At 69.8% G+C, this 12,728-nt stretch carries 11 protein-coding genes; 7 read left to right on the top strand and 4 right to left on the bottom strand.

Annotation, left to right across the window (positions count from 1 at the left end; translation table 11 throughout):
• Positions 1 to 2: 2 nt before the first annotated feature.
• Positions 3 to 1,241 carry a TniQ family protein gene (locus tag ACIQRW_RS21690; protein WP_403762707.1) on the top strand — a complete coding sequence of 413 codons (1,239 nt, stop codon included), beginning with the start codon at positions 3 to 5 and terminating at the stop codon, positions 1,239 to 1,241.
• 142 nt (positions 1,242 to 1,383) lie between these two features.
• Here ACIQRW_RS21690 and ACIQRW_RS21685 read toward each other — a convergent pair whose 3' ends face one another.
• Positions 1,384 to 2,655, bottom strand: a complete 1,272-nt coding sequence (locus ACIQRW_RS21685; RefSeq protein ID WP_403762705.1) for a hypothetical protein — start codon at positions 2,653 to 2,655, stop codon at positions 1,384 to 1,386.
• Positions 2,656 to 3,102: 447 nt separating this feature from the next.
• Here ACIQRW_RS21685 and ACIQRW_RS21680 point away from each other — a divergent pair, with 447 nt between their 5' ends.
• The 3 genes from ACIQRW_RS21680 (at position 3,103) to ACIQRW_RS21670 (ending at position 4,840) form a co-directional block, all read left to right on the top strand.
• On the top strand, positions 3,103 to 3,570 hold the full coding sequence (locus ACIQRW_RS21680) for a helix-turn-helix domain-containing protein (RefSeq protein WP_403762702.1): 468 nt from the start codon (positions 3,103 to 3,105) through the stop codon (positions 3,568 to 3,570).
• A gap of 35 nt (positions 3,571 to 3,605) precedes the next feature.
• A complete protein-coding gene (locus ACIQRW_RS21675) occupies positions 3,606 to 4,355 on the top strand; it encodes a hypothetical protein (protein ID WP_403762699.1) in 750 nt (249 codons plus the stop codon).
• A gap of 146 nt (positions 4,356 to 4,501) precedes the next feature.
• On the top strand, positions 4,502 to 4,840 hold the full coding sequence (locus ACIQRW_RS21670) for a DUF2516 family protein (protein WP_403762696.1): 339 nt from the start codon (positions 4,502 to 4,504) through the stop codon (positions 4,838 to 4,840).
• Here the strand turns inward: ACIQRW_RS21670 and ACIQRW_RS21665 are convergent.
• The 3 genes from ACIQRW_RS21665 to ACIQRW_RS21655 all read right to left on the bottom strand — a co-directional run bounded on the left by ACIQRW_RS21665 (position 4,822) and on the right by ACIQRW_RS21655 (position 8,705).
• A complete protein-coding gene (locus ACIQRW_RS21665; protein WP_403762693.1) occupies positions 4,822 to 6,243 on the bottom strand; it encodes a PP2C family protein-serine/threonine phosphatase in 1,422 nt (473 codons plus the stop codon). The genes ACIQRW_RS21670 and ACIQRW_RS21665 overlap by 19 nt on opposite strands.
• Before the next feature lie 292 nt (positions 6,244 to 6,535).
• Positions 6,536 to 7,618 carry an NlpC/P60 family protein gene (locus tag ACIQRW_RS21660; protein WP_403762690.1) on the bottom strand — a complete coding sequence of 361 codons (1,083 nt, stop codon included), beginning with the start codon at positions 7,616 to 7,618 and terminating at the stop codon, positions 6,536 to 6,538.
• Between the two features lie 301 nt (positions 7,619 to 7,919).
• A complete protein-coding gene (locus tag ACIQRW_RS21655) occupies positions 7,920 to 8,705 on the bottom strand; it encodes a class I SAM-dependent methyltransferase (RefSeq protein ID WP_403762687.1) in 786 nt (261 codons plus the stop codon).
• 190 nt (positions 8,706 to 8,895) lie between these two features.
• Here ACIQRW_RS21655 and mshA point away from each other — a divergent pair, with 190 nt between their 5' ends.
• From mshA to ACIQRW_RS21640, 3 genes are all read left to right on the top strand, one after another.
• Positions 8,896 to 10,248, top strand: a complete 1,353-nt coding sequence (gene mshA, locus ACIQRW_RS21650) for a D-inositol-3-phosphate glycosyltransferase (RefSeq protein ID WP_403762684.1) — start codon at positions 8,896 to 8,898, stop codon at positions 10,246 to 10,248.
• 42 nt (positions 10,249 to 10,290) lie between these two features.
• Positions 10,291 to 10,803 (top strand): YbjN domain-containing protein, encoded by a 513-nt coding sequence (locus ACIQRW_RS21645; RefSeq protein ID WP_403762681.1) that lies wholly within the window; start codon positions 10,291 to 10,293, stop codon positions 10,801 to 10,803.
• 121 nt (positions 10,804 to 10,924) lie between these two features.
• Positions 10,925 to 12,727, top strand: a complete 1,803-nt coding sequence (locus tag ACIQRW_RS21640) for a glycosyl hydrolase family 28-related protein (RefSeq protein WP_403762678.1) — start codon at positions 10,925 to 10,927, stop codon at positions 12,725 to 12,727.
• The last annotated feature ends 1 nt before the right edge of the window (position 12,728 follow it).

Below are 12,728 nucleotides of genomic sequence, written 5' to 3'. Positions count from 1 at the left end.
GCATGCCTCAGCTCCGCCCGCTGCCCCGCAGCTTGGCCCCGCTCCCGGACGAAAGCCTCGTCGGCTTCCTTCTACGTCTGGCCCACCACAATAACGTCAGCCCCGGCACGATCGTCAGTCGCACCGGGTTGAGCGCCCACCGGACGGCGCTGATCGAGCAGATCCCCCTCAGTCAGCAGTACCTGCAAACACCAGAACAAGCAGCCGAGTTCGCCCGCACCACCCGACTGCATCCTGACGAAGTCCCCCACTTCTTCCTCGCCCCGTTCGGCTCCCGCTACGGCCCGCTCGACACAACTCTGATGCGCCGGTCGCCGAAACGGATTCTCCACAGCAACCGCGGCGTGTTCCGGCGCTGGTCACGGTTCTGCCCCCGTTGCCTGACCGGTGACTCCGATGTCGAACGTGCGCACGGAGGCAGCTGGAAACGCTTCTGGCGGCTCCCGCCGGTCTTCGCCTGCACCACCCACCGCTGCCTGCTCCGCCATAACTGCTTCGAATGTGGACATCCCGGTCTGGAGGCCCAGGGCGTCTCCCTCATCCCCCGAATCAAGGACGAAGATCTCCACCCCAACCAATGCCGCACCGTCATCGAAGGCCGCCCGGGCCGCCTCAATGCCCCGGTCTGCGGCGCCCACCATAACCAAAGCCCTCCACCCCCCTGCAGCGAAGCCTTCCTCGAAACAGCCCTCGCGCTCCAGGGAGAACTGCTTAATGCCTTGGGGCCCGACGGCCCACGAGAAGTGGGAAGTGTTGGTTGGATGATCGACACCAGTCAGTACTTCATCGACTTGCACACCGTCGCCGGCCTCATCACCCTGACCTGGCCAGCAGCCCGAGACCTCGCCCTCAGCGACGAGCACGCCCGAATCCTTGAGCGCGACGCTCAGCTGAGGGAAGACCTTAGGGGCCGCCTGCACGCGGTCAGAGGCAAGTTCCACTACCTCCACGTGCTCACTGGCCCCGCCCCCGACTCCCGGGCCTACGTGGCAGCGACCGGCATTGCCCACCAGATCTTGAAAGGCACTGACCTACGAGCCTTGGAAATACTCGCTCCAATCCATGCACATCTGCAGAAGGTTCAGGGACCTGTGAAGGCCGAGGGCGACAGGATGCGCAACTCTCCGAAGAACTCTCCGCCGCTGAGGTCCCTCCTCACCCGCAGGGCCCCGGTAACGGTCAAGGAAATCCGCCACTACCCGGGGGAACGCGATCGTGAGTGGCGTCCTGCGCCGCTGTGACTGGGTGAGCTACGTGAGCCACCACCTGGGGATTTTCTCTTGGTTGTCACCGCCTCGATAGTTGGGTTCGGTGTATGTCGACCGTGTGGTTGGACGCCAACCCTTCGCTGAAGTCACCTCGCGGCACAGCTCGCAGGAGTTTCTAGAGGCCACGCCTTTCCATGTCCTCCCATCTCCTCTTAATCGGAAGAATAGTGTTGGTCAAAGCACCAAACTCGACAGGATCTGGTTCTTCGCACCGCGCTTCTCCATTTGGCCCGCGTTCGACCATGCAGAGCTGTTCTGCCTGACGTCCATCCCTTGTGACTGCGTATACAGAAAGAGCTTCCATTCGGTCGAGTCGATCTCGCGCCGGGAAAAACACTGTCCCCAACTCTTTCTCCTTCTCGGTCTGAACGGCAATCCACATTTCGCCAATGACCAAAACGCCATCGGACCTTGTAGATTCGACGAGTTCAGCAACATGCTCAAAAGAGAGCATTTTCTCTTGCTGGTTGTTGAACTGTAGCTTTCGCATTGCAGTCAACTCGTTTCCTCGATAGAGGAAGCAGAGGGTGTCGTGATAGCCGTCCTTGTTCATGACCTTTCGGGCAGTCTCCATGAATCCGGGAACGTTTGAAATTGGATCAAAAGCCGGAAGGTCGATGCCGCCAATTCTCTCAGCTGAGGCTCGGCCCCGTTCCAGGTCAATTTCAACTGATTCGAATATCGATTCAATTACCCTGTTGTCGGTCAGGGAAAAGTGCCCTTGAAGATCAGATGAGGCAAGGTGCATGCAGGAAAGGCGGCTGGGGTTATCGCTGAGTGCTGACGTGACGCATTCGATCGATCGGTCTTCAATGTCGCACTCATGTACTCCGGCCGCCGAGTGGACCGTCCACAAGAGTCGAGCAAGCCGAGAGTACGCTTCCGCCGTGGCATCAAGGAGCTCCCAATCGGGGAGTTCCTTGTCGACCCAGCGCCGCCGCACGGTGACAAGTCCGGCAGGGGCAATTCGGCGCCGCCTTAGTTCGTCGATAATTTCGCGGGTCGGCATATGTGGTGGAAAAGTCTCCGCATTCTCGACTCGGTTGACCCAGTTCAAGGCCCAAGTGACTTGGCAAGTGCTAAGTAGGTCGAGGTCCGATTCCTTTGTGACTCGATTCCGGGAGTCGACTGACCATCTTGCGATCTGGTTCTGCTTAGCTTCTTGCTGGAATTGTGGATACCAGACATCATAGCCAATGAGTTTCGCCTTCTGCTTCTGGAGCAAGAAGGTTACATTCCTCAAATTCTGCAGCAGTGAATTCAGGTGGAGCCTGAACATGTCAGGGTCGAAATACGACTCATGCATGTGGTGCCATTGTGCATGGCAATCCATGAGTCGTCGATGGGAATCAACGGCCGGGCAGGGAAGGGCGTGATCCGAAGGCATGCAGATATTCTAGGCTGAGGGGGCCCGCCCCTGTAGGGAATTCTTGCAACATGGGATCGGTCGAGGGGTATGGACGGTTGGTCGACGTGGGGGCCGCGCCGGGAAGGTTGCGGATAGGCGGCCGTCAAGGGATAGGAATTGGGGATTCCGGGCGGGCAGATTTGCCGCATGCTGGCGGGACGCTGGGTTGCGCGGCCGTTGCGCAGGCTTACGACAGGGTGTGGCCGCTTGGCCGATGCGGGGCGTCCCTTGGTCGCAGGTGTCTTGCTCGGATGGCAATCATTCTGCTCGGCCGCAGCCGCGGGTCGGCTACGAGCGGCGGGTGACAGATACCCCTGCGAAGTGACTGCTATCGCTGCGAGTCACAACGGGTCGAGCCCAGTGGCGCGCGACACTTTTGCAAGCATGTGCTTGCAAAAGTTAGCAAGGGTGTTGCACTATCGGGTCATGGCATCACTCAACGTCGGCAATCTCGGTGAGTACCTGCGGGAGCAGCGCCGTGCAGCGCAGCTCTCGCTGCGGCAGCTCGCCGATGCGACCGGGGTGTCGAACCCGTATCTCAGCCAGATCGAGCGCGGTCTGCGCAAGCCCAGCGCGGACGTGCTCCAGCAGGTCGCCAAGGCTCTGCGGATCTCGGCCGAGACCCTGTACGTACGTGCGGGGATCCTCGACGAGCGGGAGCGGGAGGAGCTGGAGACGCGCGCGGTCATTCTGGCCGATCCGTCGATCAACGAGCGGCAGAAGAACGTGCTGCTGCAGATCTACGACTCCTTCCGCCGCGAGAACGGATTCGTCCCCGGGCCCGATGCGGACGGGAAAGCGGACGCCGACGCCCCCGCGGGCGGCGATGCCGGGCCCCGTAACGGCGACGGCGCCGGTGCGGACACCACCGAAGACCAAGACCCTCACAGCTGAACAGCTGGTTCTGATGATCCGGGAGGACCACAGTCATGGCCATCACCGATGACCTGCGCAAGACCCTCACCGACCCCACCCCCCTCTACTTCGCCGCCGGCACGGCCGACCTGGCCGTGCAGCAGGCGCGCAAGGTTCCGGCGCTGATCGAGCAGCTGCGGGCCGAGGCGCCCGAGCGGATCGACGCCGTGCGCAACACCGACCCCAAGGCCGTGCAGGAGAAGGTGACCACGCAGGCCAAGGAGGCCCAGGCCACCGTGCAGGCGAAGGTCACCGAGGTGTTCGGTTCGCTCGACGCCGCCGACCTGAAGAAGCTGGGCGAGAGCGCTCAGGACCTGGCGCTCCGCAGTGTGGGCGTGGCCGCCGAGTACGCGATCAAGGCCCGGGAGGCGTACGAGAAGGTCGCCGAGCACGGCGAGCAGACCGTACGGACCTGGCGCGGGGAGACGGCCGAGGAGATCGTCGAGATCGCCGCCGTCGTCGAGGCCGAACCCAAGCCGAAGGCCGCGCCCGCCGCGAAGCCCTCCGTGACCAAGGCCGCGCCCGCCGCGAAGCCCTCCGTGACCAAGGCCGCGCCCGCCGCGAAGCCCTCCGTGACCAAGGCCGCGCCCGCCGCGAAGCCGACCGCGACGAAGGCCGCGCCCGCCGCGAAGCCTTCCGCGCCCGCCGCGACCAAGCCCGCCGCCCCGGTGAAGTCCGCCGAGGCCAAGGCCGCACCCGCCAAGAAGACGCCCGCGCCGCGTAAGCCCGCGGCCAGGAAGACGCCGCCGCCCGCCGGCGAGTGACCCAGACGGGTCCTTCCGGTACGCGGAAAGCGGTACGCGTGACCGGGGCGCGGGGCGGGCACCTTTACGGGTGGCCGGCTCGTTGTCCCGGTACCTTGGCCTTTCCGGCCGCAGGGCGCTCATCCACTCACTAGGCGGTACACACCATGTTGCTCTCAGCGTTCGGCTCGCTCCTCCAGCTGCTCTATCTGGCGATGCTGGTGCTGGCCGTGGTCGCGTTCGTCTTCGCGGCGACCGCCCGTGAGGACGCCTACCGTGCCGCCGACAAGAAGAAGAAATCCTTCTGGATGGTGATCCTCGGTGTCGCCGTCGCCGTGAACCTGCTGATCCCGATGCTCTTCCTTCAGCTCGCGGGTGTGGTCGCGTCGATCGTGTTCATGGTCGACGTGCGTCCCGCGCTCAAGGCCGTCTCGGGCGGCGGCGGTGGCCGCAGCGGCGGCTCCAGCAGCGACGGTCCGTACGGTCCCTACAACGGCGGGCGCTGAGCCCTCGCCGCCCTCGCGACGGGCGGGGACGGCTGCCGGTCGACGGACGCGGGGTGGGAGCGCGGTGCGCTGCCGCCCCATCGTCGTATCCGCTCCGGATCGCGGCCCAGCAGCAGGACCGCCACGTCGTCGGTCAGCTCGCCGCCGTTCAGCTCCCGCACTTCGGCGACCGCCGCCTCCAGCAGCTCCTCGCCCGCCAGCCCCTGTTCCAGCCGGCTGTTGACCATCGCGACCATGCCGTCCTGGCCGAGCCGCTCGCTGCCGCCATTCCCCGCGCGCCCCTCGATGAGCCCGTCCGTGTACATCATCAGGCTCCAGGCGCCGCCCAGCTCGACCTGACGGCGCGGCCAGCGGGCCCGCGGCAGCAGTCCCAGGGCCGGGCCGCCGTCCTCGTAAGGGAGCAGCCGGGCGGGCAGGCCGTGGCGGGCGAGCAGCGGTGCGGGATGGCCGGCCAGGCAGAGTCCGGCCCGTCGCCCGTCGGGTGCGATGTCCACGGTGCAGAGCGTCGCGAAGATCTCCTCGCTCTGCCGCTCGTGCTCCAGCACCTGCTGGAGCGTGGAGAGCAGCTCGTCCCCGCACAGCCCGGCCAGGGTCAGCGCCCGCCAGGCGATCCGCAGCTCGACGCCGAGCGCCGCCTCGTCCGGGCCGTGTCCGCAGACGTCGCCGATCATCGCGTGCACCGTGCCGTCCGGGGTGCGGACGACGTCGTAGAAGTCGCCGCCGAGGAGGGCGCGGCTGCGGCCCGGGCGGTAGCGGGCGGCGAAGCTCAGGCCGGAGCCGTCCAGCAGCGGGGTGGGGAGCAGGCCGCGTTCCAGGCGGGCGTTCTCCTGGGCGCGCAGCCGGGACTCGGTCAGCTGGTGCTGGGCGATGTCGGCGCGCTTGCGCTCCACGGCGTACCGGATGGCGCGGCTCAGGACGCGCGCGTCCAGCTCGCCCCGGAAGAGGTAGTCCTGCGCCCCGACCCGGACCGCCTCGGCCGCCAGCTCCGTGTCGTCCTGCGCGGTCAGCGCGAGGACCGCGTGCAGCGGCGCGATGCGGAGTACGTGGGTGAGGGCCGCCAGCTCGTCGGCCCGCGCGGAGACGGGCTCGGGCAGCGATCCGCCGGATGTGCCGGTGCCTGCCGTCCCGGCGTCCGTGGTGGGCGTGCCGGGGCCGGACCCGCCGCCCGTGAGGGGCAGTGCCAGGTCCAGCAGGATGCAGTCGACGTCGTCGGTGAGCAGCCGCGCGGCCTCGGTGAGGTTGCGGGCGGTACGGACACGGACCCGGGTCCCGGCCGCTGCCGAGAGTTCGGGGACGGTGATGGTGGTGCCCGCCGGGTCGTCCTCGATCACCAGCAGGGTGAGGTCGCCGTGCGAGGTCTCCGCAGCGGGAACGGAGCGCTGCTGCGGTACGGGTACGGGCATCGGTTCGAGTTTCCTTCCCTCCCCCCGAGGGCGCGGCGGGTCGACGATCGACGATCCGCCAGTCGGGGACGATAGCGGTCCGCGGTGGGGGAACGGAATGGCGCACCGGGACCGGCCCGTGCCGGACGCGCCGCCATAAGCCGCGTCCCGACACGGATCCGGCGCGATGGGCGGCCAGAACGGCGGAGAAGCGCGCATGACAAACATCACGCGCCAACGAGCGGCGGCGTGGCCCCGCTCACGTGGCCCCGCTCACGGCCTCGGGAGGGCCGTGCCCCCTGTCCGGTCGGTCCTACTTGTCCGGGCGGACCACGCCGAGGATCTTCATCGAGCCGGCGCCCGCCAGCGTGACGTTGCGGCCGGGGCGCGGGGCGTGGACGATCGCGCCGTCGCCGACGTACATCCCGACGTGGCTGGCGTCGGCGTGGTAGATGATCAGGTCGCCGGGGCGCATGTCCTGGATGTCGATACGCGGCAGCAGCCGCCACTGCTCCTGCGAGGTGCGCGGGATCGTGCGCTTCGCCGCCAGCCACGCCTGCGAGGTCAGCCCCGAGCAGTCGTACGAACCGGGGCCCTCGGCTCCCCAGACGTACGGCTTGCCTATCTGCGCCGTCGCGAAGGCCACCGCGGCCGCTCCGCCCGCGCTCGCCTCGCCGCTGACGTCCTTGACGGCGCCGGAGGAGAGCCAGGCGGTCTGTGCCTGGTCCGCGGCGTCCCGCTCCAGTTGGCGGAGCCGGTCGCGCTCCTTCTCCTCCAGCTGCGATTCGAGCTTCTCCGCCGCCTTGATCTGGGCGTTGATCTTCTTCTTGGCCTTGGCCTGCTTGACCCGGGTCGTCTCCAGCTTTTCCCAGTTGGTGCTGGCGTCCTGGGTGTACGTCTCCAGGTCCTGCTGCGTCTGGGTCAGATCCGTCAGGAGCGACTTGGACGCCTGCTGGCTCTGGCGGACCTTGTTGAGCCCGTCCAGGAACAGCTTCGGGTCGTTGCTCAGGGCCAGCTGCGCGCCGGGCGGCAGGCCGCCGTTGCGGTACTGCTCGCGGGCCTGGGCCCCGGCCCGGTCCTTCAGGGCGGCGATGCGCGCCTGGCCGTCGACGATCGCCTTGGCCAGCTTCACGATCTCGCCGGACTGCTTCTTCGTCTGCTCCTCGGCGAGGTTGTACGCGTCCGTCGCCGCGCCCGCCTTCCGGTACAGCGTGTCGATCTGCTCGCGGACCTTTTCGAGGTCCGCGTTGGAGTAGCGGGGCGGCGAGTCGGCGGAGGCGGACGGGGAGGGCGAGGGCTCCGGGACCGGGGCGGCCATGGCCTGGCCCGTGGACGTCAGCAGGGCCAGCGCACAGACCAGCGTGATGGCGGCAGTGGCGCAGTGGCGTCGGTTCACGAGCTCCCCCTCCGGGTTGTTACTCCGGGCCCGCCTCCGGACGAGGCGACAACGTACATCTGACTTACCGTCAGTAACTTCTCGGCGACGTCGCGATCGTGCCATGGCGTCCCGTAAAGCAACAGGGGCCGACGGTACCTGACGCGTCACATACCGCCCCCACAGGGCTACTTCGTCATGATTCCCCCCGGCCCGCCCGGCGCGCGCTCCGCTGCGACCTGCGCCATCTCCCTCCACTGGGACGAACGGTGCCCCTGGGGCGTTCCCGGAACGGAGGATTTCTGCCCTTCCGGGCAAGGCCTCAGTGACTGTTGGGCCGCAGCGCGTCCCACGGCACGGTGATCTCGCCCTGCCGCCACCGCCGTACCCCTTCCGTCACCGGCCAGTCGGCCGACACCGCCCGCACCGCCGCGATCCAGCGCTGCCGCGCGCCGAGCGAGGCGTACGGGGAGGCCGTCGCCCAGGCCCGGTCGAAGTCCCGCAGGAACGCGTGGACCGGCTCCCCCGGCACGTTGCGGTGGATCAGTGCCTTCGGCAGGCGCTCCGCGAGGTCCGAGGGGCGCTCCAGCGAGCCGAGCCGGGTCGCGAAGGTGACCGTGCGCGGCCCCTCGGGCCCCAGCGCCACCCAGACGTGCCGGCGCCCGATCTCGTCGCAGGTCCCCTCCACCAGGAGTCCGTCCGGGGCGAGGCGGGAGCACAGCCGCCCCCAGACCTCGGCGACCTGGTCCTCGTCGTACTGGCGCAGCACGTTCGCCGCCCGGATGAGCAGCGGCCGGACGCCCAGCGGGACCTCGAAGCCGCCGTGCACGAAGGTGAGGCCCTCGCGGGCGTACGGCTGCGCGGCGGCGACCCGCTCCGGGTCGATCTCGATGCCCGCCACCACGGTGCGCGGCTCGGCGGTGCGCAGCCGGTCCAGCAGCTCGACCGCGGTCCAGGGGGCCGCCCCGTAACCGAGGTCGACGGCGACCGGCGTCCCGGCGCGGCGCAGGGCGGGGCCGTGTGCGTCGGCGATCCAGCGGTCCATGCGGCGCAGCCGGTTCGGGTTGGTGGTCCCGCGGGTGGCGGTGCCGATGGGGCGCTGGCGCATGGGTCGAGCGTATGCGACGGGGCGGGGCACGGTGGCTGCCCGGACGCCCCGCCGTCGCCGTGCGACGCGCCGCCCGGCCGCGTAATGATTTGGCAAAGTGGAAATGAAAGGCGGGATTCCACTGTTCTCGCCCTTCGGAGGACCCCCGTGCCCTCCGGTCAGCATGCCCCGATCGAGGAGGACCGACGAGGTGAGCCAGTACGTCTCCCGGCTCGGCTCCACCCGCACGGCCGCGCGCCTCAGGTTTCCCGGAGGCTTCTCCGGGGCCTCCCGCAAGCCCCGTCGCATCGCGATGCTCTCCGTGCACACGTCCCCGCTCCACCAGCCCGGCACGGGCGACGCGGGCGGGATGAACGTCTACATCGTCGAACTGGCCAAGCGCCTCGCCGCGATCAACATCGAGGTCGAGATATTCACCCGGGCCACCACCGGCTCGCTGGCCCCCGCGGTCGAGCTGGCGCCCGGCGTTCTGGTCCGGCACGTCGACGCCGGTCCGTACGAGGGCCTCGCCAAGGAGGAGCTGCCCGCCCAGCTCTGCGCCTTCACGCACGGCGTGATGCAGGCCTGGGCCGGTCAGCGCCCCGGCTACTACGACCTCGTGCACTCCCACTACTGGCTCTCCGGCCAGGTCGGCTGGCTCGCCGCCCAGCGCTGGGGCGTCCCGCTCGTGCACGCCATGCACACCATGGCCAAGGTCAAGAACGCCGCGCTCGCCGAGGGGGACACCCCCGAGCCGGCCGCCCGGGTCATCGGCGAGACCCAGATCGTGAACGCCTCCGACCGGCTGATCGCCAACACCGCCGAGGAGGCCGACGAGCTCGTCCGCTTCTACGACGCGGACCCGGCCGCGGTCGCCGTCGTGCACCCCGGCGTCAACCTGGACCGCTTCCGCCCCGCCGACGGCCGCGCCGCCGCGCGGGCCCGGCTCGGGCTGCCGCAGGACGCGCTGATCCCGCTCTTCGCGGGCCGCATCCAGCCGCTGAAGGCCCCGGACGTGCTGCTGCGCGCCGTGGCGGTGCTCCTGGACCGGGACCCGTCCCTGCGGTCCCGCATCGTCGTGCCGGTGGTCGGCGGCCCCAGCGGCAGCGGACTCGCCAAGCCCGAGGGGCTCCAGAAGCTGGCCGCCCGCCTCGGCATCGCCGACGTCGTACGGTTCCATCCGCCGGTGGGCCAGGACCAGCTCGCCGACTGGTTCCGCGCCGCGTCGGTGCTGGTCATGCCGTCGTACAGCGAGTCCTTCGGACTGGTCGCCATCGAGGCGCAGGCGACCGGCACCCCCGTGGTCGCGGCGGCCGTGGGCGGGCTGCCGGTGGCGGTGCGCGACGGGGTCGGCGGCTTCCTGGTGCAGGGGCACGAGCCGGAGGCGTACGCCCGCGCGCTCGGGCGGTTCGCGGACGCGCCGGAGCTGGTCGAGCGGATGGGGGCGGCCGCCGCGGCGCACGCCCAGTCCTTCGGCTGGGACACGGCCGCCTCGGCGACCGCCGATGTGTACGCGGCCGCGCTCTGCGACCACCGCCGCCGGGCCCGGGCGCACCACGGCTGAGCCCGTCCCGTGCGTCCCGGCGCCCTGTCGTAGGCTCGCAGCATGGCTGACGTACCGGACGAAACCGCAGCGGCCCAGGTCATCGAGGCGACGCTGAACGATGCCGGGCTCGCATGGGAGAGCCCGGCGCGCGGCAACTATGTCGTGACGCTGCCCGGCACCCGCAAGCTGTCGACGACCTGTTCGCTGATCGTCGGCAAGCACTCCCTCTCCCTCAACGCGTTCGTCGTCCGGCACCCCGACGAGAACGACGCCGAGGTGCACCGCTGGCTGTTGGAGCGCAACCTCCGCCTGTTCGGGGTGGGTTACGCGATCGACTCGCTCGGCGACGTCTACCTGGTCGGCAAGCTGCCGCTGTCGGTGGTCACCCCCGAGGAGCTGGACCGGCTGCTCGGCGTGGTGCTCGAAGCGGCGGACGGGGCGTTCAACACCCTCCTGGAGCTGGGTTTCGCGAGCTCGATCCGTAAGGAGTACGCGTGGCGGGTGTCGCGCGGCGAGTCCACCCGGAATCTGGACGCGTTCAGCCATCTGACCCGGCGTCCGTCCGCCGACTGACGGGCGCATCCCCTACCTTCTCCGGCGGCGCAGGGGTCTTTCCCTGCGCCGCCGAGCCGTGCCATGCTCACCGCCAACGCAGACATGAACGTCATTCACATACATGAAAGGCGGTCGGGGTATGGCGACGCATCAGGGGAGTGGGCGGAGGAACGTCGGAAGACGCGCGGTGCTGGGCGGCGCCGCGGCCGTGGCGGCGGGCGCGGTGACCGGCGGCGCCACCACCGCATGGGCCGGGCCGGGCCCGTCCGGAGCGTCACCCGCCGGGCCCGCCGCCGCGAGCGCCGGGACGGCCGGAAGCGCCGGGACGGCCGGGACTTCGGCGGCCGGGCCGGTCCGTGACGCCGCTCTCTGGCGGGAGTTCACCGCCACACCCCTCGCCCATCCCCAGATCCCCTTCATCGGCCGCGCCGGCTACCGCGCGGGATCAGCCCTCCCGCGCCGCCCCTCCAGGGGCGAACGCCCCCGCGGCTTCCACACCGACGTCGTACGCGACCACGGGGCCCGCCCCGACGGCTCGGCCGACGCCGCGCCCGCGATCAACCGGGCCATCGCCGCCGCCGGGGAGCGCGGCGGCGGCACGGTGATCATCCCGGCGGGGACGTACCGCATCGACGACGTCATCCGCATCGGCCACAGCGACGTCGTGGTGCGCGGCGCGGGCAGCGGCGCGACGAAGCTGTACGCGACCCGCAGCCTCACCGAGCTGATCGGCGTCTACGGCAGTCGCTACGGCGGCGACAAGTCCAGCTGGTCCTGGGCCGGCGGGCTCATCTGGCTCTGCCCGAAGGACCGCTGGGCCGCGCTGACCGACGCGATCCGCGCCGAGGAATGGCCCTTCGAGGGCTGGACCGGCAACCGCCGCGACGCCTGGCGCACCCTCGCCACCCCGGCCCCCGCCCGCCGGGGCGACCGCACGATCACCGTCTCCGACGCGCGGCATCTGCGATCCGGACAGCTCGTCCTCCTCCGCCTCTCCGACGACCCCGGACACACGCTGCTCCAGCACATGGCGGGCGACAGCGAGGGCGCGCGGGCGTACGCCTGGGCCGGCAAGACCAAGCTGACCTCGTACGTCCCCTACGAATGGCCGGTCCGCGTCACCGGTGTGCGGGGCCGCCGGATCACCCTGGAACGCCCGCTCCCGCTCGACCTGCGCCCCGCATGGGACCCCCGGCTGACCACGCTCGCCACCCCGCTCACCGGGTGCGGCGTCGAGGGCCTCACCCTGGAGGCGGTCGAGAAGCCGCAGGCCCCGCACCTGCTCGACCAGGGGTACAACGGCGTCGCGTTCCAGTGCGCGTACGACTGCTGGGCCGACGACATCACGGTCCGGCACGTCGACAACGGCTTCGGCCTGATCAGCGCGTCCGCCTGCACCCTGCGCCGCACGAAGGTGGAGGGGCGTGGCTCGCACCACCCGTACTACTGCCGCGAGGGCTCGCACGACAACCTGATCGAGGACTTCGCCGTCGTCGCCCGCACCACGCCCGCGCCCCCCGGCACCCAGCTCCACGGCATCAACGTCGAAGGGCTGTCCAGCTACAACGTCTGGTCGCGCGGCCGGATGGAGATGGGCACGTTCGACTCGCACCGGGGGATGCCGTTCGCCTGCGTCCGCACCGACATCACGGTGAACAACAACGGCGTCCACGGCGGCGACGCGAGCGCCGGCCCCCTCTTCGGGGCGCGCTTCACACACTGGAACATCCGGGTCGTCAACGAACGGGCCGGGCTGATGAGGATCGACGGCCTCGCCCCGTACAGCGCGACCGTGGGCATCAGCGAGGTGCGGGAGTTCGGCCAGATCGACGTCCCCGACTTCACCGGCGACCTGCACACCCGCCTGGAGGCGTACGGGAGTCCGGAGTCGGTCCGGCCGGCCAACCTGTACGAGGCGCAGCGGGGCGTGCGCCTGCGCTGAG

Origin of the sequence: Streptomyces sp. NPDC091287 (assembly GCF_044768525.1) — a bacterium.
In the GTDB taxonomy this organism is placed as follows: domain Bacteria; phylum Actinomycetota; class Actinomycetes; order Streptomycetales; family Streptomycetaceae; genus Streptomyces.
The sequence above is the reverse complement of the archived record's forward strand: the minus strand, read 5'-3'. Positions and strand labels throughout refer to the sequence as shown.